Annotated in this window: 27 protein-coding genes; 10 read left to right on the top strand and 17 right to left on the bottom strand. The window is 53.7% G+C overall.

The genetic code is table 11. The annotated features are described in order from the left end of the window. Window positions 1-7: 7 nt before the first annotated feature. Window positions 8-1,594: a benzoylformate decarboxylase gene (gene mdlC / locus QT230_RS12585; protein WP_308322177.1), complete on the bottom strand. Its 1,587-nt coding sequence runs from the start codon at window positions 1,592-1,594 to the stop codon at window positions 8-10. A 99-nt stretch (window positions 1,595-1,693) separates the two neighbouring features. Here mdlC and QT230_RS12590 point away from each other — a divergent pair, with 99 nt between their 5' ends. Together QT230_RS12590 and QT230_RS12595 are read left to right on the top strand one after the other, a co-directional pair. Further along, window positions 1,694-2,593, top strand: a complete 900-nt coding sequence (locus tag QT230_RS12590; protein ID WP_308322178.1) for a LysR family transcriptional regulator — start codon at window positions 1,694-1,696, stop codon at window positions 2,591-2,593. Between the two features lie 419 nt (window positions 2,594-3,012). After that, window positions 3,013-3,954 (top strand): 2-dehydropantoate 2-reductase, encoded by a 942-nt coding sequence (locus tag QT230_RS12595; protein WP_308322179.1) that lies wholly within the window; start codon window positions 3,013-3,015, stop codon window positions 3,952-3,954. A 70-nt stretch (window positions 3,955-4,024) separates the two neighbouring features. On the opposite strand, the gene pcaG is transcribed toward QT230_RS12595, so the two are convergent. The 7 genes from pcaG to QT230_RS12630 all read right to left on the bottom strand — a co-directional run bounded on the left by pcaG (window position 4,025) and on the right by QT230_RS12630 (window position 10,917). Continuing rightward, a complete protein-coding gene (gene pcaG / locus QT230_RS12600) occupies window positions 4,025-4,657 on the bottom strand; it encodes a protocatechuate 3,4-dioxygenase subunit alpha (protein WP_374694462.1) in 633 nt (210 codons plus the stop codon). A 15-nt stretch (window positions 4,658-4,672) separates the two neighbouring features. Then, window positions 4,673-5,395, bottom strand: a complete 723-nt coding sequence (pcaH, locus tag QT230_RS12605; RefSeq protein WP_374694463.1) for a protocatechuate 3,4-dioxygenase subunit beta — start codon at window positions 5,393-5,395, stop codon at window positions 4,673-4,675. A 32-nt stretch (window positions 5,396-5,427) separates the two neighbouring features. After that, the gene (locus tag QT230_RS12610; protein WP_308322181.1) at window positions 5,428-6,597 is read right to left on the bottom strand and encodes an alpha/beta fold hydrolase; all 1,170 of its coding nucleotides are present in this window, start codon (window positions 6,595-6,597) and stop codon (window positions 5,428-5,430) included. 11 nt (window positions 6,598-6,608) lie between these two features. Continuing rightward, complete coding sequence (pcaF, locus tag QT230_RS12615) at window positions 6,609-7,811, bottom strand: 3-oxoadipyl-CoA thiolase (RefSeq protein ID WP_308322182.1); 1,203 nt, start codon at window positions 7,809-7,811, stop codon at window positions 6,609-6,611. A gap of 11 nt (window positions 7,812-7,822) precedes the next feature. After that, a complete protein-coding gene (locus QT230_RS12620; protein WP_308322217.1) occupies window positions 7,823-8,590 on the bottom strand; it encodes a CoA-transferase subunit beta in 768 nt (255 codons plus the stop codon). A gap of 5 nt (window positions 8,591-8,595) precedes the next feature. Continuing rightward, window positions 8,596-9,414: a CoA transferase subunit A gene (locus tag QT230_RS12625; RefSeq protein ID WP_308322183.1), complete on the bottom strand. Its 819-nt coding sequence runs from the start codon at window positions 9,412-9,414 to the stop codon at window positions 8,596-8,598. Window positions 9,415-9,588: 174 nt separating this feature from the next. Further along, window positions 9,589-10,917, bottom strand: a complete 1,329-nt coding sequence (locus tag QT230_RS12630; RefSeq protein WP_308322184.1) for an adenylosuccinate lyase family protein — start codon at window positions 10,915-10,917, stop codon at window positions 9,589-9,591. Between the two features lie 138 nt (window positions 10,918-11,055). Between QT230_RS12630 and QT230_RS12635 the strand changes: the two genes are divergently transcribed. Continuing rightward, window positions 11,056-11,388 carry an AEC family transporter gene (locus QT230_RS12635; RefSeq protein ID WP_308322185.1) on the top strand — a complete coding sequence of 111 codons (333 nt, stop codon included), beginning with the start codon at window positions 11,056-11,058 and terminating at the stop codon, window positions 11,386-11,388. A gap of 105 nt (window positions 11,389-11,493) precedes the next feature. Here the strand turns inward: QT230_RS12635 and QT230_RS12640 are convergent, their stop codons facing one another. Both QT230_RS12640 and QT230_RS12645 read right to left on the bottom strand, forming a co-directional pair. Then, on the bottom strand, window positions 11,494-12,522 hold the full coding sequence (locus tag QT230_RS12640; protein WP_308322186.1) for a cyclase family protein: 1,029 nt from the start codon (window positions 12,520-12,522) through the stop codon (window positions 11,494-11,496). Next, window positions 12,519-13,424, bottom strand: coding sequence for a 3-hydroxyacyl-CoA dehydrogenase NAD-binding domain-containing protein (locus tag QT230_RS12645; RefSeq protein WP_308322187.1), 906 nt, complete (start codon window positions 13,422-13,424; stop codon window positions 12,519-12,521). Before QT230_RS12645 ends, QT230_RS12640 begins: the two co-directional genes overlap by 4 nt. Before the next feature lie 174 nt (window positions 13,425-13,598). Between QT230_RS12645 and QT230_RS12650 the strand changes: the two genes are divergently transcribed. The 4 genes from QT230_RS12650 to QT230_RS12665 all read left to right on the top strand — a co-directional run bounded on the left by QT230_RS12650 (window position 13,599) and on the right by QT230_RS12665 (window position 16,412). Further along, the gene (locus QT230_RS12650; RefSeq protein WP_308322188.1) at window positions 13,599-14,933 is read left to right on the top strand and encodes a TIGR00366 family protein; all 1,335 of its coding nucleotides are present in this window, start codon (window positions 13,599-13,601) and stop codon (window positions 14,931-14,933) included. A 27-nt stretch (window positions 14,934-14,960) separates the two neighbouring features. After that, window positions 14,961-15,257, top strand: coding sequence for a YciI family protein (locus tag QT230_RS12655; RefSeq protein WP_308322189.1), 297 nt, complete (start codon window positions 14,961-14,963; stop codon window positions 15,255-15,257). Between the two features lie 23 nt (window positions 15,258-15,280). Next, complete coding sequence (gene catC / locus QT230_RS12660; RefSeq protein ID WP_308322190.1) at window positions 15,281-15,571, top strand: muconolactone Delta-isomerase; 291 nt, start codon at window positions 15,281-15,283, stop codon at window positions 15,569-15,571. Between the two features lie 97 nt (window positions 15,572-15,668). After that, the gene (locus QT230_RS12665) at window positions 15,669-16,412 is read left to right on the top strand and encodes an SDR family oxidoreductase (protein ID WP_308322191.1); all 744 of its coding nucleotides are present in this window, start codon (window positions 15,669-15,671) and stop codon (window positions 16,410-16,412) included. A 17-nt stretch (window positions 16,413-16,429) separates the two neighbouring features. On the opposite strand, the gene QT230_RS12670 is transcribed toward QT230_RS12665, so the two are convergent. The 4 genes from QT230_RS12670 to QT230_RS12685 all read right to left on the bottom strand — a co-directional run bounded on the left by QT230_RS12670 (window position 16,430) and on the right by QT230_RS12685 (window position 20,779). Beyond that, complete coding sequence (locus QT230_RS12670; protein WP_308322193.1) at window positions 16,430-17,656, bottom strand: CaiB/BaiF CoA-transferase family protein; 1,227 nt, start codon at window positions 17,654-17,656, stop codon at window positions 16,430-16,432. A 19-nt stretch (window positions 17,657-17,675) separates the two neighbouring features. After that, window positions 17,676-19,181, bottom strand: coding sequence for a tripartite tricarboxylate transporter permease (locus QT230_RS12675; protein ID WP_308322194.1), 1,506 nt, complete (start codon window positions 19,179-19,181; stop codon window positions 17,676-17,678). A 28-nt stretch (window positions 19,182-19,209) separates the two neighbouring features. After that, window positions 19,210-19,716: a tripartite tricarboxylate transporter TctB family protein gene (locus tag QT230_RS12680; protein WP_308322195.1), complete on the bottom strand. Its 507-nt coding sequence runs from the start codon at window positions 19,714-19,716 to the stop codon at window positions 19,210-19,212. A 76-nt stretch (window positions 19,717-19,792) separates the two neighbouring features. Further along, window positions 19,793-20,779, bottom strand: coding sequence for a tripartite tricarboxylate transporter substrate binding protein (locus tag QT230_RS12685; RefSeq protein WP_308322197.1), 987 nt, complete (start codon window positions 20,777-20,779; stop codon window positions 19,793-19,795). A gap of 259 nt (window positions 20,780-21,038) precedes the next feature. On the opposite strand from QT230_RS12685, the gene QT230_RS12690 reads away from it, so the two are divergent. Further along, complete coding sequence (locus QT230_RS12690; RefSeq protein ID WP_308322198.1) at window positions 21,039-21,818, top strand: IclR family transcriptional regulator C-terminal domain-containing protein; 780 nt, start codon at window positions 21,039-21,041, stop codon at window positions 21,816-21,818. Here QT230_RS12690 and aroQ read toward each other — a convergent pair. Together aroQ and QT230_RS12700 are read right to left on the bottom strand one after the other, a co-directional pair. Beyond that, a complete protein-coding gene (gene aroQ, locus QT230_RS12695) occupies window positions 21,811-22,254 on the bottom strand; it encodes a type II 3-dehydroquinate dehydratase (protein ID WP_308322199.1) in 444 nt (147 codons plus the stop codon). The two genes, QT230_RS12690 and aroQ, sit on opposite strands and share 8 nt — an antisense overlap. A gap of 57 nt (window positions 22,255-22,311) precedes the next feature. Beyond that, window positions 22,312-23,673, bottom strand: coding sequence for a VOC family protein (locus QT230_RS12700; protein ID WP_308322201.1), 1,362 nt, complete (start codon window positions 23,671-23,673; stop codon window positions 22,312-22,314). Window positions 23,674-23,887: 214 nt separating this feature from the next. Here QT230_RS12700 and QT230_RS12705 point away from each other — a divergent pair, with 214 nt between their 5' ends. Then, a complete protein-coding gene (locus tag QT230_RS12705; protein ID WP_308322202.1) occupies window positions 23,888-24,742 on the top strand; it encodes a DUF72 domain-containing protein in 855 nt (284 codons plus the stop codon). A gap of 154 nt (window positions 24,743-24,896) precedes the next feature. Then, a complete protein-coding gene (locus tag QT230_RS12710) occupies window positions 24,897-26,240 on the top strand; it encodes a sodium-dependent transporter (RefSeq protein ID WP_308322204.1) in 1,344 nt (447 codons plus the stop codon). A 101-nt stretch (window positions 26,241-26,341) separates the two neighbouring features. Here QT230_RS12710 and QT230_RS12715 read toward each other — a convergent pair whose 3' ends face one another. Continuing rightward, entirely contained in the window at window positions 26,342-26,557 is a 216-nt protein-coding gene (locus QT230_RS12715) for a PA3496 family putative envelope integrity protein (RefSeq protein WP_308322205.1), read from the bottom strand. Window positions 26,558-26,573: the final 16 nt, after the last annotated feature.

Below are 26,573 nucleotides of genomic sequence, written 5' to 3' on the forward strand. Positions count from 1 at the left end.
CTTCGTATCAAGGTTCTATCGTTGTTGTCGGCACCTCCAGTAATATCGGGCGGGAAGCATCCAGCGCCCGGCATAGCGCGTCCTCAAAGGACTCAAGCGTCTCAGTACGAACCGCCTCAACACCGTACCCCCGAGCCAATTCACAAAAATCCAGCCCTGGCACGTCGAGCCCCGGAGCGTCTTCTGCATCCAGCAGCCGCGAGAACCAGCGTAGCGCTCCATAGGTGTCGTTCTTGAGAATGATAAATACCACCGGAACGTTGTACTGAGCGGCGCTCCACAAAGCGCTGATAGCATAGTTCGCTGAACCGTCACCAATGACTGCAATCACCTGCCGATCGGGTTGAGCTAGTTGCACGCCCACTGCAGCAGGCAAGCCAAACCCGAGTCCCCCTGCCGCCGGGAAGAAGTAGCTTCCAGGGTGGCGCATTTCAACGCGTTGCCAGAAAGCAGTCACTGTCGACGTCGACTCTTTAACGTAGATCGCATCCTCTGGCGCTAGGGCATTAAGGGAGTCAAAGACACTCTCCGGGGCTAGACGTCCCGAGGAAACCGCCTGAGGTGGTGGCAAAGGAAGGGGGTTGGGCAGAACACGGTCACTTTGTGCCAATAGTGGCAACAGAGCCTCCAGAGTGGCATGAATGTCGCCAACCAGAGCATCGCCCACCGGGGCGCGTGCGGCCTCCTGCACGTCGCCGGTCAAGTGCAACAGTTTCGCGCCTTGGGGTAAGTAACGGCCCGGCGAATATTGGTGATAGCGAAACACCGGGGCACCGATCACCAGTATCAAATCATGGCCATCCAGCTTATCCGAAATTCCCGAAATAGCCGCCGGTAACACACCGCGGAAACAAGCATGGCGTGTCGGAAACGGACAGCGCGAAGCAGACGGTGCCACCCACACCGGCATACAGAGTCGTTCGCTCAGTTCCACGGCCAGTGAATTGGCACGCACAGCATCAACCTCAGGCCCTAATACCAACACAGGGCTGTGTGCTTGTTTGAGGTTTTCTGCCAAAGCTTCCAGTTGGGCGGCTGAAGGTAAACCGGCATGGCTAACGCCGCGTTCAACGACTTGGGCTGCGTCACCTTCCAGTTCATGATCCCAGTCGTCATAAGGAATCGAGACATAAACCGGCCCCCGGGCTGGCAGATTAGCCATGTGAATTGCCTGGCTCAACGTACGCGGCACATCCTCTGCACAGGCAGGCTCGTAACTCCATTTAACCAACGGGCGTGGAAGTGTTGATGCATCAACATTAGCCAGCATGGCCTCAACACCGATCATCGAACGCGCCTGTTGGCCTGCCGTAATGACCAGCGGTGAATGAGAGTACCAAGCATTGGTCAGTGCTCCCATCGCATTGCCGGTACCCGCGGCTGCATGTAAGTTGACCAGCGCCGGCAGGCCGGTGGCCAGGGAGTAACCGTCAGCCATGCCAACGACCACACCTTCATGAAGGCCAAGGACATAACGGAAATCTTCAGGAAAGCGCTTGAGGAACGGCAGTTCATTGGAGCCGGGGTTACCGAAAACAGTGTTGAGTCCCTGTCGGCGGAGAAGCTGGTAAGTAATAGAGTGTACGGTTGGCATGCTTGGCTCTAGTGTGAAGACGTTTGTTTCACACTAATTGGCCTTTAAACATCTATCAAATAAATATATGATCTATAAAATATAAATGGTATCTATAACATGTCCGCTATTGATCTAAATCTAGTCAGGGTATTTGTCACTCTCTTTGATGCCCGTAGCGTAACGGTGGCAGCAGATCGTTTGAACGTCACTCAGCCGTCAGTAAGCTACGCGCTATCGAGATTGCGCGAGCTGTTTGATGACCGCCTTTTTGTACGTTCTCGCGACGGCATGGAACCGACCTTCACTGCGATTCAGCTCTACCCAACACTGCGCGACTCGCTAGCCCAGATCGACAGTACGCTGGAGGAAAATCGCGATTTTGTCCCGCGCTCTTCACATAGACGATTTCGACTAGCCCTTACTGACCTCGGCGAGCTGGCACTATTGCCACGCATTCTCTCTCATATGCATACCGAGGCGCCAAATGTTGAGCTTGAAGTCATTGCTCTGGAAATCGATAAGGTCGAAGAGTGGTTGGCAGCAGGGAAGGTTAATGCGGTCATCTGTAGTAGGCCTATTACTGCCTCTGGCGTAGAGCGCCAAATCATTCTCAAGGAGCGATACGTTTGCCTGTTGAGTCGTCATCATCCAAGTATTGATGATCACCTCAGCTTGGAGCAATTTATGGATGCTAAGCATGCTGTGGTTGCTGCTTCGTCAGGGCATGGCCTGGCTGAAGATGTGCTGGCAAGGCTAGGGTTGAAGCGCAAGGTTAGCCTCGTGGTGCCCCACTTCTCTATTTTACCGAGAGTCCTGCAAAGGAGCGATTTGGTGGTAATTTTGCCTCAGCAAATTGCTTCTGCCTTTGTGAATGAAGCACCACTAAAAGCACTTGAATTACCATTCGAAGTGCCTCCATTCGATGTGACACTTTATTGGCAGGCACACACTTCGCGTTCGCCCGCTCAACGTTGGTTTTGTAAAAGCATCATTAACGCTATTAGCGCAGAAAATTGATTTTTTGGCAGGCTATTTTGATATAAATCGTGTGGTACATAAAGCCAACTCTCGAACATTCAGCTGTAAGTGGCACCGCTGTCCGGTCATCTCTCATAAATTTATTTTTCTTTCACAATCAATGTTTTAAAAAAGAATCACTGATATATTAATTTTTTTGCACTTTTTATGGTTAGCTTTTTGGCATAACCCATAGATGATGACGATCAATTTATATAGATATTATTTATGAACAATCTATATTTTATTTATTTGATTCATGGAGAAGCAATCCAGTATAAGTAATGAATCAGAAACGTGCATATGAGGAAATATTAGCACGGTTTTCACCACTTAATATGTTCGATCACCTTTTAAAAAACTCAGCCAAATTAAATGGTATCGATTTTTAAAAGCAGAATTTTTAAGGGGATAAAATAGTGAATAATCAAACCAGGCAAGAACCTAGTATCGCTATCCTTGGTGCAGGAGCAATGGGTGGACTAATAGGAGGGAGCCTTTCCGAAGGCGGCGCGAACGTTACTTTGATTGACGTTAATGCGGAGCATGTTGATGCTTTGCGCCAGAGTGGTCTCAAGCTCAAGACAGATAAAGGTGAGCGATACATCCCTGTCCCGGTGCTTTTTCCTTGGGAAGTGAGTACAAATTATGACCTTATTATTGTTTTCACTAAAACAATGCACACAAAGTCGGCAATAACAGCAATACGTTCAGCAATAGACGCTAATACTGTCCTCTTAAGCCTGCAAAATGGACTCGATAACAAACTTTCTCTTATGGAGTTCGTAGATCAAGAGAATATTATGGTGGGTATTACCACTTATCCTGCTGACATGAAGGGGCCAGGGTGTGTGGAATCTCATGGCGAAGGAATTGTCAGGCTAGCATCCGCCTCATCCTCGACTGCACCACCCCTACTTGATTACATGCCTGAACTCTTCGCACGTGGTGATATAAAAGCGATTATTGATCCACAGGTAGAGGTGGCGATTTGGGAAAAAGTGATATTTAACGCGGCTTTAAATGGCCTTTGCGCAGTCACTAGATCAACCGTAGGCCAAATAGGCGCTCATGCGGATACTAGAGAACTAGCATTTCAAATTATCGGAGAACTTTGTGCTACCGCGCATGCCTGCGGGTTTGCTGTTCAGGGCGAGCGTATAGAGAAAACCGTGAGCGAAGCATTGGAACAACACACTTCTCATAAACCCTCGATGCTCCAGGACGTGCTTGCAGAAAGGCCTACCGAAATTGAAGCCATTTGTGGTGCTGCGGTACGTCGTGCGGAAGAACACAACATCCCAGTGCCTGTTACCCGCACTATTCTAGGGCTTGTCAGGCATATTGACTGGCATTTATAAATCGCGACACTAGTTGCAGGGCAGCCAATTGGCCGCCCTTATCCTTGTAGTAATGCCCGCATGCATAGCTTCAAAAATCAAAAAACACCGTCTCGCCCTCGCCCTGCAAACGGATATTCAAACGATAACGCACTTTGCCATCCACTTCTTCGCGCTTGGCAATCAGGGTTTGGCGGCGCGCCGGTGATTCGATGCGTGATAGTACCGGGCACTGGGCGTTGGCTTCTGCCTCGTCGTCAAAATAGAGCCGCGTTTGCAAATGGATGTTCACTCCCCGGGCAAACAGCGTGAGATTAATATGCGGCGCCATGAGCTGGCCGCTGGGGTGCTTCACTGCGCCGGGTTTGATGGTGGTTAATGACCACTCGCTGCCGTGATCGAAGGTGGTAGCGGTTCGGCCAAAGCTATTAAACGGCTTTTTTAGATCATAATCGGCCTGATAATCGCCGTTAGCATCGGCCTGCCATGCTTCCAGAAAGGCATCGCGCACCAAGTCACCATTACCATCAATCACGGTGCCGACAATCTCGATATGCTCGCCTTCCGCCTCGGGTTTGGCCATCTCGTTCCAGACCTCTTCGTCCCGTTCCGGGTTACCGGCGGCAGCGGGAGCCAGTCCAATGTGTACGTAAGGCCCGGCGGTTTGCGAAGCGGTTTCGCGCAGCATCAGCTCAGTCATCGGCTGGGTGTTAGGCTGTTTCATGATCAATCCCCTGCCTCACTGATTTTCGAAATAGGTTTGTAGCTCACCTCGTACCACGATATCGAAACGATACGCGAGGCAATCCATCGGCCTACTATTGGCCATATCTAAACGGCCGACCATCGTCTCCACGGCCTCGGGGTCTTTCAGTGTATGCACGATCGGGCACAGGGGTATCAGCGGGTCCCCCTCAAAGTACATCTGGGTGATCAGCCGGGTAGAGGTTGAAGGGCCAGTCACCGAGACGTGAATATGCGCCGGGCGCCAGCTGTTCACATCATTGGGCCAGGGGTAGGGTCCTGGCTTGATGGTACGAAAACGGTAAAAGCCCTGATCATCGGTTAAGCACCGACCCACTCCACCAAAATGAGGATCCAGCGGTGCCAGGTAAGCATCTTTTTTGTGGCGATAGCGTCCGCCCGCATTGGCCTGCCACATCTCTACCAGCGTATGGGGTACCGGCTTGCCAAACTGATCCATCACGCGGCCAAACATGATGATTCGTTCACCCTGAGGCAGCCCCTCTCCTTGCGTAAAATTCATCAGCAGATCGTTGTCATAGGGGCCTAGGCGTAGATGGCTAAAATCCGGGCCGGTCAACTCAGAGACAGTCGGCTGCTGCATGCTCATCAGCGCCTGCTGAGGCGAGCGCGCTACAGAGGTTTTATAGCCCGGGGCATAGGCGGGCGGATGCCAGTTACGGTCGCGGGCCACAAAGCGTTTGTTATCGTGGGTCATCACCCTTACCTCTCATCGATTATGTTGACTCGCTACTCGCCCCAGCCCAGCTCTTTAGCGAGGGCAAAGGCGTGATTGGCTGCCGGGACACCGCCGTAAATCGCTACATGCATCAGCACCTGGCGCAGTTCGGCCTCAGACAGCCCAATCCGTTTGGCGGTTTTTAAATGCAGCGTTAGCTCTTCGCGGCCAAGCGCGGCGAGAATTCCGGTGGTGATCATGCTGCGCTCGCGGCGAGTTAAGTCGTCGTTACTCCACAGCTCGCCCCAGGCCAGGCGGGTAATCATCTGCTGGAAGGGGGCGTCCAGGCTGTTGGCGTTGGCAGTAGAGCGCGCTACGTGCTCTTCGCCCAACACCTGCTTACGGGTCTCAAGGCCGGTGGCGTACGCCACGCCGTGGTTCGCCACATCGCCCAGATCAGCAGCCAGTACCGCGAGTAGTTTCTTAGCAAAGTGCGCCGGGGCTTCTACCGCAGGCACGTGTCCTACACCATCAAAAATTTCCAGCGGTGCGTTATCGAGTTCTGCTGCCAACACTTCCAGCGTCTCGGGCGGGGTGGCCAGATCTTCGCTGCCGCCGAATAGCTGCACTTTCGTGTTCTTACCTGCGAGCTTGCCAGTAAAGGTATCGCGGCCAAGCATTTCGCACAGCTGGGCGTAGGACTCATCGTCACCACGGCCCATTTGGGTGCACCAGCCCGCTTTCAGCGCCGGGCTTGCCTCAAAGGCCTGTGGTGCAAACCAGCGCGGTACGATCTCTTGGGACATCGCCACCAAGCCTTCCTGGCGTACGCGACCCGCGCGAGTATTCCAGAGATCCGGATTGCCAATCACCGCGCCAGTATTGGTCAACGTGACGGAGAGCAGGCGCTCGCTATGCGCGGCAATCAGCTGCTGGCCAACAACGCCACCAATCGATGTGCCCGCGAAATGAAAGCGCGACGCGCCCGCCAGCTCTACAAGCACGAGAGCCTCTGCAGCTAAGTCTGCGGGGGTGATTTGCTCGCCGCTGACTGCCTGACTGGCACCGTGGCCGGGCAGATCCCAGGTCAGCACCCGGTAGCGGGGCAGCAGCGCAGGAATCACGTCATCCCATACCGCTTGGCTCATGCCCAAAGGGTGCGCCAGTACGACCAGTGGGTTTACTTGTGCACCGAGCAGCCGATACGCCACGCTGCGACCGTTGATGGTATGAAATGCCATGATTACCTCCGTTAAACCCGTTCAATCAACGTGGCGATGCCTTGGCCAACGCCCACACACATGGTGCACAGCGCATAACGTTTGCCGCTGTTTTGCAACTCATGGGCGGCGGTCATTAACAGGCGCGCACCGGACATGCCTAACGGGTGACCCAGGGCAATCGCGCCGCCGTTGGGGTTGACCCGGGGGTCGTCGTCTTTAAGACCAAGATCGCGCATGCAGGCCAACGCCTGAGCGGCGAACGCCTCGTTAAACTCAAACACATCGATATCGTCCATCGAGATACCGGTGCGCTTGAGCAGTTTCTGTACGGCAGGTACCGGGCCATAACCCATAATGCGCGGCTCTACACCCGCCGTGGCCATGCCGATAATCTTCGCCATAGGCGTCAGGCCATGCTGTTTAACCGCTGCTTCGCTGGCCACCAGCATCGCCGCCGCACCATCGTTAACGCCAGAGGCGTTGCCAGCGGTCACGCTGCCGTCTTCACGGAAGGGAGTAGGTAAACCTGCCAGCTTATCGAGAGTGGTCTCCCGCAGGTGTTCATCCTGATCAAAGATCAGCGGTTCCTGCTTGCGACGGGGAATCTCAATGGCGGTAATTTCTTGGGCAAAACGCCCGGCCTTTTGAGCAGCAGCGGCTTTCTGCTGGGAGCGTAGCGCAAAGGCGTCCTGATCTTCACGGGAGATGTTGAACTGCTCGGCGACGTTTTCTGCCGTTTCCGGCATGGAGTCTATGCCATAAGCTTTCTTCATCAGCGGGTTGACCAAGCGCCAACCGATGGTAGTGTCTTCGATTTTTTGAGTACGAGCGAAGGCGCTATCGGCCTTGCCCATCACGTAGGGCGCCCGGGACATGGACTCCACGCCACCCGCCAGCGCCAGCTCCATCTCACCGGCTTTGATGGCGCGAAACGCCGTGCCAACGGCGTCCATACCCGAGCCACACAGTCGGTTCATGGTGGTGCCGGGTACCGAGGTCGGGATTCCCGCCAGCAGCGACGACATGCGCGCCACGTTGCGATTGTCTTCACCGGCCTGGTTGGCACAGCCCATAAACACTTCTTCGATGGCGGCAGGGTCAAGATCCGGTGCTTCCGCCAGCACGGCTTTGAAGATGGTCGCGGCGAAATCGTCCGGGCGCACGCTGGCCAGGGTGCCGCCAAAACGACCTACCGCTGTGCGGCGGGGATGACATAGATAAACGTCACTCATAGCAAACTCCTTTATGCGTCCGCGTGGGCTCGCTCGGTGCGGGCTTTTAGCTCACGCAAAATCGTTAACTCGTTTTCGCTGGGCTCGGGAGTACTCTCAAGCTGTTCGGCAAAGCGGATTTCCCAGCCGGTGGCTTCAATCACGTCCTCGCGGCTAACGCCGGGGTGTAGCGAAACCACCACCAGCTCTTTGGTCTCCGGGTCTGGCTTCATCACGCATAGGTCGGTAATCACCCGAGTGGGGCCTTTGCCGATATTGGGCACGTTATCGCGGCCTTTGCCGTCGCGGCCAAAACCTAACGTGGTGACGAAGTCGACATCTTTTACAAAGGCACGCTTGGAGTGTTTAAGGGTGATAAACACCTCACCCGCGTTGGTGGCAATTTCCGGCGCCCCGCCGCCGCCCGGCAGGCGCACCTTGGGTGCTTTGTAATCGCCGATTAAGGTGGTATTCAAGTTAGCAAAGCGGTCGATTTGCGCGGTGCCTAAAAAGCCTACGTCAACTTTGCCGCCCTGTAGCCAATAGCGGAACATCTCTGGCACCGCCACAGTGGTCAACGCCGACTCGCACAGTTCGCCATCGCCGATGGAGAGCGGCAGAATATCGGGCTTGGTTTGCAGGGTGCCGGACTCGTAAATCAGCACGACGTCTGGTGCGTGAGTCAACCGCGCCAGGTTGGCGGCTTCCGAGGGCAAACCAATGCCCACAAAGCAGGTCATGCCGTTTTCCAGCGCCCGCGCAGCGGTGACCGACATCATTTCAGAAGAGGTATATTCCAGACTCATCAGGCTTGGCCTCCTGCATTAAAAACGTTGTCGTCGAGCCACTGGGTGAAGGCGTCGCGATCACGGGCGATGGCATCCCACTCTTTATAGAAGCGGTTGCTGCGGCCGTAGTAGCCGTGGGTGTAGGAAGGCAGCGCGCCTTTCTCGGCCACCGCAATAGCGCTGACGGCCCAACTGGGAATCACGCAGGCATTGGGGTGTGCGTTGAGGTCATCGACGATCTCTTCCACCGTGACGATGCTGTGTTTGGCGGCGAGTACCGCTTCCTTCTGTACACCAACAATGCCTTCTACCAGCACGTTGCCCTGGCGATCCGCCCGCTGGGCGTGGATGATCGAGACATCCGGGCGTACCGACGGCACGGCGGCTAAGCGTTCGCCGGTAAACGGGCACTCGATGAATTTAATTTGATCGTTAACGCTGGGCAGTTCGCTACCGATGTAACCGCGGAAAACCGCCAGCGGCAGACCGGCAGCACCCGCTTCAAAAGCGCAGGCCATGGCCGCGTGGCTATGCTCCAGAATCTCGATCTTGCACGGCCAGCCTTTCTCCACCGCATCGCGCAGGCGATGCAGGGAGCCCACGCCGGGGTTGCCACCCCAGGAGAAGATCACCTTTTTAGCGCAGCCCGCGCCAATCATCTGGTCGTAGATGATATCCGGGGTCATGCGGATCAGCGTCAGATCACGCTTTTTCTGGCGGATCACTTCGTGACCGGCGGCAAATGGAATCAGGTGGGTGAAGCCTTCCATGGCCACGGTAGCGCCGTCTTGGACGTAGCGCGCTACCGCGTCATGCAAGCTGAGAAACTCGGCCATGATGGGTGCCTCTTAACGGTTAGCAGAGTGTTCGCTAAGCGAACATAGATCCTCTATACGAACAATCTACTGCTGAACGCTAATGGGGTCAAACCCAACGGCGCCCGCCTAATGGCCCTGCCAAACCCACCAGTTACTCCATAGATAAACATAACGCTTTGTTTTTAAATGTGCTTATTGCGCTTCTAACCATTTTTTGGCGCGTATGACCTGGGCCGCGCTGCTACCAAGGTATAAAGCAGGGTCGCAGGCATTGCGCAACGCCTCGTCATCAACGTCCCCTTTCACATCAGGATGGTCGGCAAGCACGGCTGAATAGGCGCGTGATTGGTGACGCGCAACTTCTGCCGCTTCCGCGCTAACCGTTTTGGCTTTCTCCACGCCTAGCGTAGGTGCCAGCAAACGTGCGACGGGCTCTGCCATAATGCCGCCGCCAGTGGCCGCCAGATTTCGCCACATGTTATCGGGGTAGACCTCTAGCCCTTCCAAAAGCACGGCCACTTGCTCCAGCGCCCCCTCTACCAGCAGAGCGCTCTCCATTAACGGCGCCCACTCCGCGTGCCATTCACCCAACCCGCGTTCAAGAGGCTGGGCAGCAGCGTTGATCAACACACTGGTATGGCCATGCACTTGACGCGCCGCGCCACGGATCAGCGCGCTGCGTACCGGGTTACGCTTATGGGGCATGGAGGAGGACTCGCCCATCCCCGGCGCCGAAGGTTCCGCCACTTCGCCGACTTCAGTCTGGGTCAGAAGCGATACATCCAGGGCGACTTTTTCAGCGGCTCCGGCTACCGCATCTAATGCCGTGCCAAGAACATGAATCGGGTAGCGGTCGGTATGCCAGGGCAGGGTCGGCGTAGCCAAACCTAGTCGCTCGGCCAAAGCATCCATCCACTCAAGCCCCAGCGCGTCCCAGCCCGAGTGCACGCCCACCGCACCACCAAACTGCACGGGCAGTGCCACCTCACCCAAGCGGCGGCGGCTCTGCTCCAAGCCGATTGCCCAGTGGGCCACCTTTACTCCAAAGGTGATCGGCAGCGCCTGCTGCATCAGCGTACGCCCCACCATCGGCGTGTCGATATGGGCATCCATAAGCACTAACGCCGCCGTTCGGCAGCGCATCAGCAATTCATCTAACGCCGCTAAGCGTGGTTTCAGCAGCAGCATCAGCGCGGAGTCGACCACGTCCTGGCTCGTCGCCCCCTGATGCCAGTAGCGCTTGACCTCATCGGCGAGCAGCGCGCGGCTCTGCTTTACAAACGGAATCGCCACATTGCCACCGCTGGCAATACCCGCCGCGATCTCTTCGCTATTGAATTCCGCATTCTCCAACTGTTCGCGCATTTGCTGGCTAATGCCATCAGGCACCGCGCCGCTGGCTTCCTGAACTTCAGCCAAGGCCAACTCAAAGGCCAGCATGGCACGCACCATGGCGTCATCGTCACACTCGGCGATGGCGCGCTGGCTCATAAAGGGGTGTTTTAAAAATGCGGCGGGCATAAATAAACCTCAATAATTGGTGCAGTGGCTGTACCGCACTAAAAAAACGTACAATTGTTCGTGATTCGAACGCCATGCTAAATTGGTCTGATATAAGAGGCAATTCCTGCTACCCATCATCGATCAAACAGAGTCTTTATGCTCGCGATTCTCGCCATTACGACCCCAATTTTTCTGCTAATCAGTGCTGGGTATGTGGCTAGATGGAGCGGCATTATCCAGCGCGAGCAGGTGCAAGGGGTGGGGGTATTCGTGCTCTACTGCGCGCTGCCCGCGCTAGTGATTCGTGCGTTAACCCAGCAGCCTCTGGAAGAAATTCTCAAGCTCAACTACCTGGTAGCATACGGCCTGGGATCTATCGTCGTGTTCTGTGGGGGGGGGTTACTGCTCTGTTTAAAACGACAGCGCCAGGCTCTTACGCTTAGCCTGATTATTGGGTTGATGACGCTGATGGATTTGCTGGCCTTTTAAGCGCTAATAGTTATAGGCAAGTAGAATAATAGATCCCCCCACTTTAAAAGAAAGGGTTTTAAAGCCATTTAAGTTTGATATTAAGCCAACCACATTATTCTTTAACTATACGCTTGCCACCGGAGTCACCGGCGAGCCAATTGCGCCCGGCAAGCGCAAAGGTGGTGCGGTAAGTAGGAATCGATTGCGCTCGCGACTATGCAACCACTCCGCCAAGTCTTTCAGGTACCAAAGCTCGGCCAGCGGTAACCCAAGCTTGAATAAGCAATGATGATGTAATGGAAGCTTAGAGCAACAGTCTGGTTCTATTTCCTGATCCAGGTTCTCTACCGCGTAATTATCAGCACAGATTGCTGATATTCCACTCTCAGTGATCCAGTCCAGAAGAGCTTGATCCCTGCCGTCAAGCACCGCTCCAGTGTTTTTCAGCACATCAGGCTGCGGGGATCCCTGCATTTCTAGCAACGTCTCCGCGAAGCCTGTACGCAACACCAGCATATCGCCGCGCTCAACCACAACATTCAGTTGCTTCAGTGCCACCATTAATTCTGCATGCCCTACCAGCGTTCTTCCTATGCCGAAAGCCCTTACCAAATCAACCAATACGGCCCGCCCCTGCATGCCATGCACCGCCATATTTTCAATGCCCAACCGCTGCGCATAAGAGCTGTGTTGATGTGTGGGCTCCTGGCTCAAATTAAGCACATCCTTGTCTGCCAAATAGCCATTGTAATAGCGGCGTTCCGGCTTGCCGTCAGCATCACCATCAAATAGAGCGCCCACATGGGCAAGGGAGTCCCACTGAGTAGAATACTGCAGCGAGAGCTGAACCTGATCGTCGCTTATAACATCCTGCAGGGCGGGGTTATGGATGGCGAGAGGAAAGTTGATGTATTGGTCATCACCAAGAGCCGTTGGGGACAGCTTCGGTGGTGAACGGCGAGGATTCAACACCTTGCCACCGGGGATATCCAATGGCAGTGATAAGCAGAACGTAATGCCTTCGTGGACTTCCTTGACGCCTTTGAGTACCTGCTCTGGCCCTATAAGATTGACCCGCCCAAGTTGATCGTCGGGTCCGAAATCTCCCCAGTTGCTCCCTTCAGGTCGCTTCTTCCAACGTGGCTGATTCATGACGCGTTTCCCTTAGCATGCTGGGTGGCAATATCAATGATGCGTTGCAGACTTTCCCGTTCCTGGGCTTGTTGTTGCGCGCGCGACTCGTCGCTCCAGCGGTAGAAACCTCGCCCTGCCTTGGCACCTAGACGTCCTTGAACAACGTAGTCTTCAAGAAGTGCCGCAGGCTTGTCGCGCGCATCGAGATCCGGGTAGAGGTAACGAGCGATATTGAGGTGGGTATCTAGCCCGTTAAGATCGCGCTGACACAGTGGGCCGTTTAACGCCATGCGTACACCGATGGAGTACTGCACGATGTCATCCAGTGCCTCGGGCTCTACAACACCTCTCTCTAGCAGGGCGAGACACTCACGCATCACCGCATGCTGAATTCGGTTGGCGACGAAACCGGGCACACAGGTATTTAGAATTGCAGGACGTTTTCCCAACTGCTTCAGCCAACGGCATGCCATGTCTACTACCGACGCCTTGGTATGGCTGCCGGGAACCACCTCGACTGTGGGAACGATGTCTGCTGGGTTGAAGAAATGAGTGCCTAAAAACCGTTGAGGTAGGCGCATGTTGGCGGCAAGCTCATCGATCGGGATACCCGAAGTATTCGTCATGATGATGGTGCTATCGGCCACGCTGGTCTCAATTTGAGCTATGACCTTCTGCTTGACCGCGACGTCTTCGGTCACGCTCTCGATCACAAAATCGGGGCTCTTACCGGCCGTTAATTCTGAGACAAAGCCAACAGCGGCAGCGCTCTCTCTCATGCTCAGGCGACTGGTTTCCAACACGCGCGGGTTGGTATCGACCACGATGACGTTTACACCCTGCGTCGCCATCAACTTAGCCAAGGTGGTGCCCATGGTACCAGCGCCCACCACTACGGCGTGTAATGCATCGTCCTGCATCAGCTTTCCTTCCTATTTCACCTGCCTCAAGCCGTATCTACGTCAGCCCTAGACAAATGTCGCATTGAATAAAATCATTCGTGGGTTAACTATCACTACAACAAACGAACTTATGTGCGCCATGCGTACATAATAGACAATGGCAACCCCGCCGACAATATGAGGCTGCTTCTAATGAATGCGCTGGCAAATTTCTTCACTCGGCTCGTCAATCGTTATATGCCCGACCCATTGGTCATTGCCATCTTCCTGACCATTCTCACCATGATTTTAGCGGTGCTCATGCAGGGTACCAGCCCGCTGAATACGGTACGTTATTGGGGCGACGGATTCTGGAACTTGTTGGCGTTCAGCATGCAGATGACGGTCATCCTTCTGGCGGGCTACATCCTGGCGAAGACCCCCTTGGTAGATGGTGCTCTCAACCGTATCGCTGCACGTGTAAAAACTCCCTTCGTCGCTATTGTGGTTGCTACCCTAGTGGGGGGGATTGGCAGCTGGTTAAATTGGGGTTTTGGCCTCGTCATAGGTGGGATCGTCGCCCAGAAGCTGGCACTCAACGTGAAAGGATTGCATTACCCTCTAGTAATCGCCGCTGCATATTCGGGCTTTGCTCTTTACGGCATTGGCCTGTCGGGCAGTGTGCCGCTATTGATCGCTACCGAAGGGCACTTCCTGCAAGATGCGATCGGACTGATACCGCTAAGTGACACCATTTTTTCCCCTATTCTCTTAATCACCAGTGCCCTCATTCTTCTCACCTTGCCACTTTTCAATGCTTGGCTTCACCCTAAGAAAGCCGAGGATATCGTCGAAATCGATCCGGCCTTGGTAGCGGTGCCTACCGAAGCTCCTCTTTCCAGCGGCGAAAAAATTACCATTGCCGAGCGTTTGAATCGTAGCCGGTTGGTGGGCATCGCTATTGGCTTGCTCGGCATGCTGTACATCGTGCTATACGCGTTGGACGGTGGCTCACTGAACCTTAATACCGTTAATTTCGCCTTCCTGTTCCTGGGTATCTTGCTATTTGCCTCGCCCTCCCATTACTTGGCCGCCTTGGCAGATGGGATTCGTATTGTTTCCGGTATCGTCGTGCAATACCCCTTCTACGCAGGAATCATGGGGATTCTGGTGAGTTCGGGTTTGGTGGTGTCATTCGCCAATATCTTTGTTGATATATCCAGCGCGCAAACGCTACCAATCTGGTCGTTCATTAGCGGTGGCATCATCAACCTGTTAGCCCCCTCCGGTGGCGGCCAGTGGGCAGTTCAAGGCCCTGTCATGGTGCAAGCTGCCGCAGAGCTGGGCGCCTCCCAGGCAGCCACAGCGCTAGCAGTGCAGATTGGTGACCAGTGGACCAACATGGTTCAGCCGTTCTGGATCCTCCCGGTACTCGCCATCTCCGGCCTGAAGTTGCGCGATGTGATGGGCTATATGGTCCTCATCCTGATATATCTGGGAATTATCTACGGCAGTGCCATGCTGATCTGGGGCTACCTCGGTGCCTAAACACGCATATCAACACAGGATTTTTGCATGCCTTTTCTGATCGAAACGTTCGACAAGCCCGACCACCAAGCTCTGCGCCAGGAGGTACGCCCCGCTCATCTGGATTACCTGGACGCTAACGCAAATCTCTTATTGGCTTGTGGCGCCAAGCTGTCCGACGACGGCGCCACGGCGTCAGGCGGCATTTACTTGGTCGACCTTGAGAGCCGCGAAGAGGCCGAACGCTTTATTCAAGCCGACCCATTTCATCAGGCAAAGCTATTCGCCGAGGTCCACGTTGTGCGCTGGCGACAGGCCTACCTAAATCGGCAAAACACTTTATAACGTCATCAGATAGGAGCAATGCAATGCTGTTCCAAGTGGAAATGGTAGTGAAACTGCCACCAGATATGCCGACCGAGCAAGCAACTGACATCAAGGCGAAGGAGAAAGTCTACGCTCAGGAACTACAGCGGCAGGGCAAATGGCGCCACCTATGGCGAGTCGCTGGCAGTTACGCCAATGTCAGCATATTCGACGTCAGTGATAACGCCGAGCTTCAAGACCTTATTAGCGCCTTACCTCTATTTCCTTACATGGATATCCAGGTAAAACCTCTCTGCTATCACCCCTCTTCAATACGCAAGAATGACGCTTAATAGAAGGCCTTGCTAGCGCTTCACGGTACTTGTTTGGCTAAGTGCTGCCCTACCGAAGTGAATGCCCACTCGGCCTAAACGCGCTAAGGATAACTGAATGAGTCAAGATGCTGCTCAATGCCCCAATACTCAAAAACAAGTTGCTGTTGTTACCGGCGGAGCTAGGAACATCGGCCAAGCGATCGCCTTACGTCTTCAGCAAGATGGCTATCAAGTCATTGTGGTGGATATCGTCAAGCCCGAAGCGAAATCTTTGCAAGCAGACGCGCGACAGGTCGATCTTGCCGATGCCGATGTTACTCGATTAGTGATGACTGACATTGGAACACGTTATTTGGTGACCCGGCTGATCAATAACGTGGGCATTGTCGCTCCAGCGCTGCTTGAAGAGGCACGGCTTGAAGACTTCGACAAATTAATGCATCTGAATGTGCGCTCGGCGCTGATCTGCACGCAGGCACTGTTGCCCGCAATGAAGGCACAGGGCAAGGGGCGCATCGTAATGAATGCCAGCCGCGTGGTACTCGGTAAAGAGGCGCGCACCATTTACAGCGCCACGAAAGGCGCGCTGCAATCCATGGCCAGAACCTGGGCGCTGGAGCTTGCTGAGCACGGCATTACGGTCAACTGCGTCGCCCCAGGCCCTATCGCTACGAGCGCTTTTTGGCAGAATAACCCGCCTGACTCTGAGCGTGCTCGCCGCATCATCGACAACATTCCACTACAGCGCATGGGCCAGCCCGAAGACGTGGCCCATGCGGTTAGCTTCTTCTGTGATGAGCGTAGCGGTTTCGTCACTGGCCAAACGCTATTCGTTTGCGGCGGCGTTACAGTGGGCTAGGCAAACTGATCGCAGGTTTATTTCACCACGCCTTTTTGGCGTAGTGCGCTAATTTCCGAAGGGCGCTTGTGTAACAGGCGCTCTAATACGCTATCCGTATCCTCGCCCAACCGAGGGGGTGGCTTACGGTACTCCAGAGGCGTTTTGGAGTACTTGATAGGGCTCGCCACACCAGGAACTGAACCTGTTTCAGAAGTCAGTTCTACCTGCATGCCACGCGCCCGAACCTGCGGGTCGTCGAAAACCTGGGCAATATTCTGAATCGGTCCACAGGGAACACTAATGGCCCCCAGCATCTCGATCCATTCATCACTGGCGCGGTTGCGTGTAATCTCCACCATCAGTGGAATCAGCTCTAGGCGATGTTTAACGCGTTCAGGATTAGTACTGAATCGAGGATCAACTGCCAGCTCTGGACGCCCCACCGCCTCACAGAAACGCTTGAACTGCCCATCGTTGCCAATGGCGATAATCACTTTTTCGCCGTCCGCTGTTGGGAACGGCTGATAAGGCACAAGATTGGGATGGTATTCACCGGTACGTTTAGGAGGGGTGCCGCTACAAAAGTAGTTCAGCGCCTGATTGGCAAGCCAACTGACCTGTACATCCAGTAGCGCCATATCAATATACTGCCCTTCGCCAGTACGATGCCGGTGGTGCAGCGCGCCGAGGATGGCAATGGTGGCGTTCATGCCGGTCGTCAGGTCGGAGACCGCCATCCCCACCCGCTGCGGACCAGCACCAGGCTCGCCGTCTGCCGCGCCAGTAATACTCATTAATCCCGCCTGCGCTTGGATCAGATAGTCGTAACCCGCCATAGAGGCCATTGGCCCTGTCTGGCCGAAACCAGTGATTGAGCAGTAGATCAACCCAGGATTAAGCGCCTCTAGTGTGACGTAGTCGAGCCCTTTGCGTGCTAGGCCGCCGCTCTTAAAGTTCTCAACCAAGATATCGCTTTCAGCCGCCAGCTCGCGAATAAGCGCCTGCCCTTCGGGTTGGCCTATATCGACCGTCAGCGAATGTTTGCCGCGATTGGCGGAAAGATAGTAAGCAGACTCAGTCGTATCTTTACCTTTGCTATCCTTTAGCCATGGAGGCCCCCAGTGGCGCGTATCATCCCCGAGTATCGGATGCTCGACCTTGATGACTTCAGCCCCCATATCGGCCAAGATCTGCGTACACCAGGGGCCCGCCATTACACGGCTTAAATCCAGCACCCTTAAGCCTGTTAGTGGCCCCGCCATAGCAACACTCCATTCATCATCATAGCTCTGGGGGGGTAGTGGTGGCGTGGCGTACGTCACGACGCGATGAAATAAAACGGTAAAGTGCCAAGGCAATAGAGCCCACCGTCAGCACGATGAAGACCCAGGTGATAGGCCCACGCACGAAGATCGACAAGTCGTTGGAGCCGATGAGCAGAGAACGACGCAGGTTGTCTTCGAACATCGGCCCCAGAATGAAACCGATCAGAAACGGCGCTGCGGGTATGGCGGTACGATTGAAGATGTATCCCAAAACCCCAAAAGCCAACATCAGCCCCACGTCGAAAGTGGCGTTATTGACTGCATAAGCGCCGTAGACACAGAACATCAAGACGATGGGAAAGAGGATTGACTTGGGGATATCAGCAATTAACGAGAAGTACTTGATGGCAACGTTACCCACCACCAACAGGATGACCGAACTGCACATAATACCCAGGAACAGTGCATAGATCAGCGACAGATTTTCCTGGAACATAAGCGGGCCAGGGGTTAATCCATGCACCATAAAAGCACCCAGGATAATGGCGGTGATGACATCCCCAGGAATCCCTAGCGATAACAGCGGGATTAATGTCGCCCCGGCAACGCCATTGTTACCGGCCTCAGCCGCGGCCACCCCTTCTACCTCGCCCTTGCCGAAATTGGCTTTGTTGGGAGAGCGCCTGCGTGCATCGCTGTAGGAAATGAACGCTGCCGCCGTTGCCCCAGTGCCGGGAATAGCGCCAATAATGACGCCAATTAAGCTGCCCCGCACAATGCTTTTCATACAACGCTTGAGCTCAGAGAAGGCCAAACCAGCACCACTCGCCTTAGCCTTAATATGAGGAATGGCTTTCTTACGATAAAACTCGATAATCTCTGGAATAGCAAAAAGCCCAATCAACAGGGGAATAAAGGAGATGCTGTCCATCAAGTTGTAGTTGCCGAAGGTCAGCCGCTGTGAACCAAAGACCTCATCCAGCCCTACCATGGATAACAAAATACCTAGCAGCGCTGCCATCAAGCCCTTGATCATGGAGCCGCTGGCCAGAGAGATGATAATGGTGAGAGAAAAACAGATCAGCCAGAAAAATTCTGGTGCACCGAAGTTCAGCGCAATTTTGGCCAAGTAGGCGGCAAAAAAGATCAACGCAATATTGGAGATAAAATCGGCAATGACTGACGAGTAAAGCGCAGCCTTTAGTGCTTTTTTGGCATGCCCCTGCTGGGCCATTGGATAGCCGTCTAGCAAAGTACAGGCCGAAGCGGGTGAGCCCGGGGTTCTGATTAGAATCGCGGTAATCGAGCCGCCGTACATCCCCCCTTTATAGATACCTACTAGCAGCAGGATAGCGGCAACCGGCTGCATAGAGAAGGTGAAGGGGAGTGCCAATGCCACCGCCATGGTGGCGGTTAAACCGGGGATGGAACCAACCACCACGCCGATAACCACGCCTACGGCTATGGCCAGAAAGTTGTCCAGACTAAAGAATATACCAACGACTTCCGAAAAGTTTTCCATAGGGCACCCAGAAAAAATAAGTAGCGAATCAGAAACCGAACGGCATTATCGGTAGCGGCACGTTCATTACTTCTACGAATAAGAGCGCCACGATAATAGGAAACAGAAATGCCAGGCTATATACCCACCAGGTGCGTACCGGGTGCGCTATGAAAAGAACTAATGTTGCCAAAATGCCACAGAACACGGCGCCCATCGCCTCAAACAAGGCAACATATATCACCAGCGACAGCACCATTAGCACGAAACGCCGCGTGGAGCCTTTCTCAATCGCTCTCTCATCCTCCTCGGTTTTCCCTTCCAAAATGAAGGCCTGAAGAATGAGCAGAATCGAAAACAGCAGGATCAACCAGCCGATGATCGCTGGCAGCCAGCGCGGCGACATCATTGGGTTTTGTAGGATCGGCGGTTCGTTTATATAGTTGGGCACCAGATAAAAGACCAACACAATGGCAAACCCCAGCAAGACGATGCCGGTGATGAGGTCGTTAGTATCTTTTACTTTTACTCTGCGCTTGGAACCCGAAGGTGTCATCGCGGCCTTCTCCTGGGAAACAAGAGAGGCGAGGGTAGCAGCCCTCGCCTCAGTGTTAGGACGGAAGACTACTTAGTTACTGGCTAATGCCAGCCTGCTGTGCAACGCCTTCCCAACGCTCGACTTCATCGGCAATGAACTGCTTGAACTCTTCGCCAGACACCTGACCCGGTTCCGCGCCCAGCTGATCAGCAAAGTCCAAAAACTCCTCACGTTCCATCACCTTGGAAAGGGCGTCCTGCATAACGCTTTGCGCTTCTTCAGGGAAAGAGCTGTGTGCCACCAGGCCAAACCATGCCGTCGTGACGAACTGGTCAAGGTTATACTCGCCCACTTCCGACAGTGTGGGCACATCCGGCAGGTACTCTGACCGCTCAGCGGAGGTAACCGCCAGAGCGCGCAAATCACCCGAGCGAATATGCGAAAGGACGGTCGGCATGTTCTCGAAAGAGACATCGACATCGCCGCCTAATAGCGCAGGAAGAGCCGCACCGCTGCCGGCAAAAGGCACTGCCGTCATGTTGGTTTCAGTCAGCGTCTTGAATAACTCACCGGACATATGGATGGAGCTGCCCACGCCACTGTGGCTGAACGTCATGTTCTCTTCTTTTGCCGCTTCAACAAACTCAATCACACTTTCATAAGGGCTATCGGCGGGGACCACCATGACATTGGGGATATCGATCATATTTTGCAGGAAGACAAAATCCTCAACCGGATCATAGCCCAGGTCAGGATAGATGGCAGCGCCAATGGTGTGCCCTGGAGACGCCATCAAAATAGTGTGATCGACACCGCGGCCACCTCGAGCGAGACGACCGGTGCCCACAGTGGAACCAGCGCCTGGACGGTTCTCCACAACCACATTAGCATCGAGTTCTTGCTGTAGAAGGTCAGCAACACGGCGGGACAAAACATCAGTAGTACCGCCCGGTGCGTAGGGAACGACCAAGCGAACATCGTCAGTCGGCCAATCGTTGGCATTAGCTGAGGAAACGGTGAGACCAAGAGCCAGGGCGCTGCCACAGGCAGCTAGGTATGCAGAGCTAAGAATTTTGTTCATTTTTTCTTCCTATACGTTATTTAGTCATTATTATGTTAATTATTGTTCGCAATGCGTACACATATTCGTAATTTAATCATTGAGATTACTTTGTTGTTAACCGATTAAAAAACACGACTTTAGTAGCAGTAAAAGCTGATGCATCGATAACGGAGCCCTCCGTCTATCGGTGACTAGTTTTTCCCAAACACAGAAGTTCGCATTGCGAACTTCTGTGTTACTCTTTTCTGTCTGGCTTTTAGGTATAAGGGTGGTAAAAATGCAAGATGAGATACTGAGTGAAGATAGCCGTGATTTTGTAACCGCACTTGCTAGTGGCTTAGAGGTTATACAAGCATTCGATCATGAGCACCCGCGTATGACGCTAAGCGAAGTTGCTACGCGGACGGGAATGAACAGAGCAAAGGCTAGGCGCTTTTTACTCACTCTACATGCCTTGGGATACGTCCGAAAACAACAACGCTACTTTGAGCTGGCGCCCCGGGTGCTGCAGCTTGGCTATGCCTTTTTATCGGCTAATAACTATCGGGACGTTATTCAGCAACATTTAGAAGACATTACCGCTGAAACAGGGGAGTCATCATCGCTTGGCGTGCTAGATGGCAATGATGTTATCTATGTAGCTCGCTCGGCAGCAAAACATCGCTTAATGGCGATCACGCTTTCTGTGGGCACCCGTCTGCCAGCGGCTCATACTTCTATGGGGCGTATACTACTCGCTCAGCTCTGTGAGTCGGATCTTGATAACTTCCTCTCGTCAGTGACACTAGAGCCTTACACCGAAAAAACAGTGACCGATATCGATAAACTACGCAATGAGATAATGAAAGCGCGGCAGCAGGGCTATGCTATCTCTGACCAAGAACTGGACTCTGGTTTACGTTCCATCGCTGTACCTGTGCATGACGCCAAGCAGCATTTAATGGGCGCTATCAATATCAGCACTAATGCTGCTCGGGTCGATCTTGATACGTTAATTAATGTGTACTTGCCTGTTTTAAAAAACAAAATCGAGCAAATAAAGCCTCATATTAATTAGTTGCAACCATCACCGCCTCTAGCGCAGCTTTATACCCTTGAACACCTAATCCAGCAATCACGCCGTCGGCGCGTAATGAGACATAGGAGTGATGGCGAAATGACTCCCTCTTGTGGACGTTAGATAAATGCACCTCGATCACCTTACCGTCAAAAGCATTGAGCGCATCAAGAATGGCCACGGAGGTATGCGTATAGGCTGCGGGATTGATAATAATTGCTTGGGTGCCATCAAGACGCGCAGCGTGGATGGCATCAATTAGCTCGCCTTCGTGGTTACTCTGCAGACAATTAATGTCCCAGTCGGTCATTATCGCTTTCTCTCGCAACATGTTATTTACGTCGTCTAACGTTTCATAACCGTATATATCTGGCTGACGACTGCCCAGTAAGTTTAAATTGGGGCCATGTAAGACCAATACCTTTCCCTGACTCATAATTCTCTTCAACCTTATGCGTTAGTGGTCAATCGTAGACACACCCTTTTCTATCACTTAACCCGCCAACTTCACCAGCGCCCGTTCAAGTGATGCTTGCTGGCGCTGGGTATATAGCTCGATTTCATCGATAACGGCTACGCCTAATGCTTGCTCAAACTGGTCTTGGCTGGCGTTGCTGGCATAATGATCGTGGCTGTTTCCACCTAAATTAGACTGAAAGATACCGGCCGCGCTTACGGGCAAGAAATCTTCATAAATCATCGGCGTCACTGCGATGGCGCCTTGTTCGATCAGGTTATCCACTTGTTCGGGTGTCACTGGCCCCTCGGTACGGGCACCCGATACCGCCTGGTAGTGGAAAAACGCTAGCGCTTCACGCCGTAGCGTTGAGTAATCATCGGGGAAAGCCTTAAATACTTTCGCTAAATGCGCTTGATGGGCGTCATTATCCGCCGCCATGGGTGCATTTTGCTTGGCGGAGGCTAGCAGGCGGTCATAAAGCTCGCGTCCTTTAGCGGTTAACGCAATACCGCGCTGCTCGATTTCGCCAAAGCGGGCGGTGTGCTTGCCCTCGGCCGCGTCCGCAAATGCAATGGTCTCTTCCAGTGCTTTAAAACTGGTTTGGCGCAACAGTATCGGGCAATCGCGGCGCGGCGGGCCTTCAATAGTCGCCTTGGGGTCAATGCCCACGCTGGGCATACGCCGTTGAACCTCATCGATATCGAGCGTACGCGGGGTCAGGTGGTTAATGTGCGGCCCGCGGAAGCAGACCACGTCGGCGATTAACCGGTGCTCGTTATGCAAACGCTCATAGGTCGCCAAGTCGACGGTGGCGTTATCGTGCCAGCGGAACGTTTCCAACGCTTCATTGACAAATTGCTCTGCATCAGCGGCGCTGAGCCCACCCTGTTGCTCAAAGCGCTCTATGAGTGCTTTGACGTTAGGCGTAAAAATGTTCCTCGCGCGTAAAATAGCGCTCGCCTGCTCTCTAAATTCGGCCTTCTCAATCAGCTCAAGGCGCAGCAGCGAGGTAAACACACGAAAGGGATTACGCTTAAGCGCCTCATCCGCTATCGGGCGAAAAGCCGTAGAGTGAACCGGTACGCCGGCTGCCGACAAGTCGTAATAGCCTACTGGCGCCATCCCCATGACCGCAAACATACGCCGCAATATGGCAAGCTCCTCTGCGCTGCCAACACGAATCGCGCCATGGCGTTCAACGTTGATACGCGCCAGCTCATCGCTATGCTGCAGCTCGCTGTTTAGCGCCGGATTAGCGGTTAATACCTCTTGATTAACCGTCTCTACCAACGACAGCAAAGTACCGTATTGCGGCACTTCCTGCTGATACATCGCCGACATTGCGCTGGAAAACTGGTCACGAATGTCATCACTGCTAACGTAAGCTGAACTCATTGAACTGTCCTATATGTAAACGGCGCTACCTGTCCGTAAAAGGTTATACCTACATGGTAGCGCTAACGACGCCTTAACAATTTCACTTTTTCCGCGCCTTGCTATAAATAAAAGCCATCATAAGGCCCTATCAATGCAGCCGGGTGCCTTTAGCGAGCGGCGCTATGGACCTGTTACATTAGCGCCTGATTCTGTTGACGTAGGCATTGCATCCATGACGCTTCCTCTTTACCTCGGCTTGCCCATGTGGGCCAATCAAGATTGGCTCGGCAGCCTTTATCCGCGTCATGCCAAAACAGAGCTATTAAGCGATTATGCGGCGGTTTTTTCGAGCGTTGAGGGCAATACTACCTTTTATAGCGGCATCCCCAAGCCGGAAACAGTAGCCGCCTGGTCGCGTCAGGCGCCGCCTCATTTCCGTTTCTGTTTTAAATTACCGGCCAGCGTAACCCATGATCAACGGCTAACCCGCTTGGAAGACGCGTGGGCATTTTTAGCCGCGCTTGAACCATTACACGATCGCCTAGGGCCGACGATGGTGCAGCTGCCGCGAGATTTTGGTCCCCAAGAGCTTCCCCAGCTTGGAGCGCTACTCGCTGCTTGGCCTGCCCATTTGCCCTGCGCAGTAGAGGTACGCCACCCTGAGTTTTTCCACAAAGGAGCTGCTGAAACGGCTCTTAACCGTCTGTTGATAACTTATTCGGCCAATCGGGTGATGCTCGATGTCCGCCCGCTCTTCTCAACCCCCGCAAATGATCATTTAGGCCTTGCTCATGCACAGCAGGAAAAGCCGAAACTCCCACTACACGTGCTTTCCACGGCAAATTATCCGGTGATTCGCTTTATTGGTCATATTGACAAAACGATTAACAGCGACTACTTCAACGCTTGGAAGGCACGCCTAAAGCTGTGGATAAGTCAGGGGAAAACCCCTTTCTTATTTGTGCATACAGCGGATAACCGTGAGTCTCCGCACATGGCTCGTTTGCTCTATAACGCATTAAGCGAAATAACGCCGCTCCCCCTACTTGGCCCCTTTGCCAGTGAAAAGCAAAGCCAGCTGTTTTAGCCCGCCTTTTTAGCTGACCTCACTGGCATGCTTGCGATTGATCAGATAAATTGCGCTTACTTTCGGAAAAGAAGCTGACAATAAGGCTATTTTTCGAGAACTAGCGTTCAAGACACGCTTTGACTTACACAACAATCAACTTAATGGGTGATATATGGCGAAACTGGCGCATGCGCAGTGGTCATCAAAAATGGCTTTTGTGTTAGCTGCTGCAGGCTCTGCGGTAGGTTTAGGCAATATTTGGCGCTTCTCTTATTTAGTCGGGGAAAGCGGAGGCGCTGCATTCGTGCTGGTCTATCTTGCCTGCGTGGCATTGGTCGGCGTGCCCATTTTGCTTTCAGAGTGGATGATCGGTCGTCGTGGGCAGAAAAACCCCATCGACAGCATGAAATATCTCGCTCATCAAAGCGGTAAGTCCAAGGGATGGGCGCTGATCGGTATCAGCGGCGTACTCGCTGGCTTTCTGATCCTGTCTTTCTACAGTGTGATTGGCGGCTGGTCACTCAACTATACGCTGAGCTCGGTCATTGGCACCTTCAGCGGCCAAAATGCCGACAGTATTGGCGAGATCTTTAGCGGAATGCTGGCCAGCCCCGGCACACTGCTTCTCTGGCACAGCGCCTTTATGCTATTGGTTATCGGCATCGTGGCCCGCGGCGTGACCAAGGGTCTTGAGAGCGCCGCGCGCTCGTTGATGCCTGCGCTGGTCATTTTGATGCTGATTTTGGTGGGTTACGGAATGACCACCGGCCACTTCGGTGAAACCTTATCGTTTATGTTCAGCCCTGACTGGGGCGCGCTGAATGGCGGCGTGGTGCTTGCGGCCATGGGCCAAGCGTTTTTTACGCTGTCTCTTGGTATGGGCATCATGATGGCCTACGGCTCGTACCTGGGCGAAGACGTCAACCTGCTGAGCACAGCGCGTACAGTTATCATCATTGATACCGCCATTGCGCTGCTTGCCGGTTTGGCTATTTTCCCCATCGTCTTTGCCAATGGCTTGAGCGCAGGCGAAGGCCCGGGGCTGATCTTCGTCACCCTGCCTATCGCGTTTGGCAATATAACTGGCGGCGCCATTCTGGGACTGATGTTCTTTCTGCTACTGACCTTTGCCGCACTAACCTCCGCGATTTCATTGCTGGAACCCACCGTTGCGATGCTTGAAGAGCGCACTCCGCTGTCGCGCATTCCAGCAACCCTGGTTAGCGGTATTTTCGTGTGGCTGTTGGGTGTTGCAGCGCTGCTGTCGTTCAACCTGTGGTCTGACGTCTTATTCTTCGGGCTGAATATCTTTGACTTGCTGGATACCTTCACGGCGAAAATTCTACTGCCGCTTACCGGACTGGGGGCCGTCGTATTTGTCGCGTGGTGTCTGGATCGCAAGAGCGTAGAGGAGGAGCTCGCGCTGTCTGCAACAGGGCTCAGCGTGTGGAACGTTGTTGCACGCTTTATCGCGCCGATCGGCGTTATCGTGGTGTTCCTGGCTGGCATTCTTTAACACAGGTCTGCTCGGCTCTGTGATTCGCAGAGCCAAGCGCCTATCAGCAAGCTTTAAAAACGGCTAGGCCTGCCATCAGGCACTGCCGTTTGGCAACTTTTTCAGTGCAACTCGCTCTCTTGCCGATCTTCATCGGGCAAGGGAGCGATATCTCGTGATAACTTCTTAAACTCCCGATGCAGTTCAATACCCCGACGCGCTCTTAGGCTGCGCTGAGCAGCGCTACGCTGACGCTGAGTGTGCTCATCTACTTGCAAACTCATAAAGATGTCGAGCAGTTCGCTTTTAACCGAGGTGATTCGTTCGACATTTCTCATAATCGACGTTCCTCCA

Source organism: Halomonas sp. SpR8 (assembly GCF_031010195.1).
Taxonomy (GTDB): Bacteria; Pseudomonadota; Gammaproteobacteria; order Pseudomonadales; family Halomonadaceae; genus Vreelandella.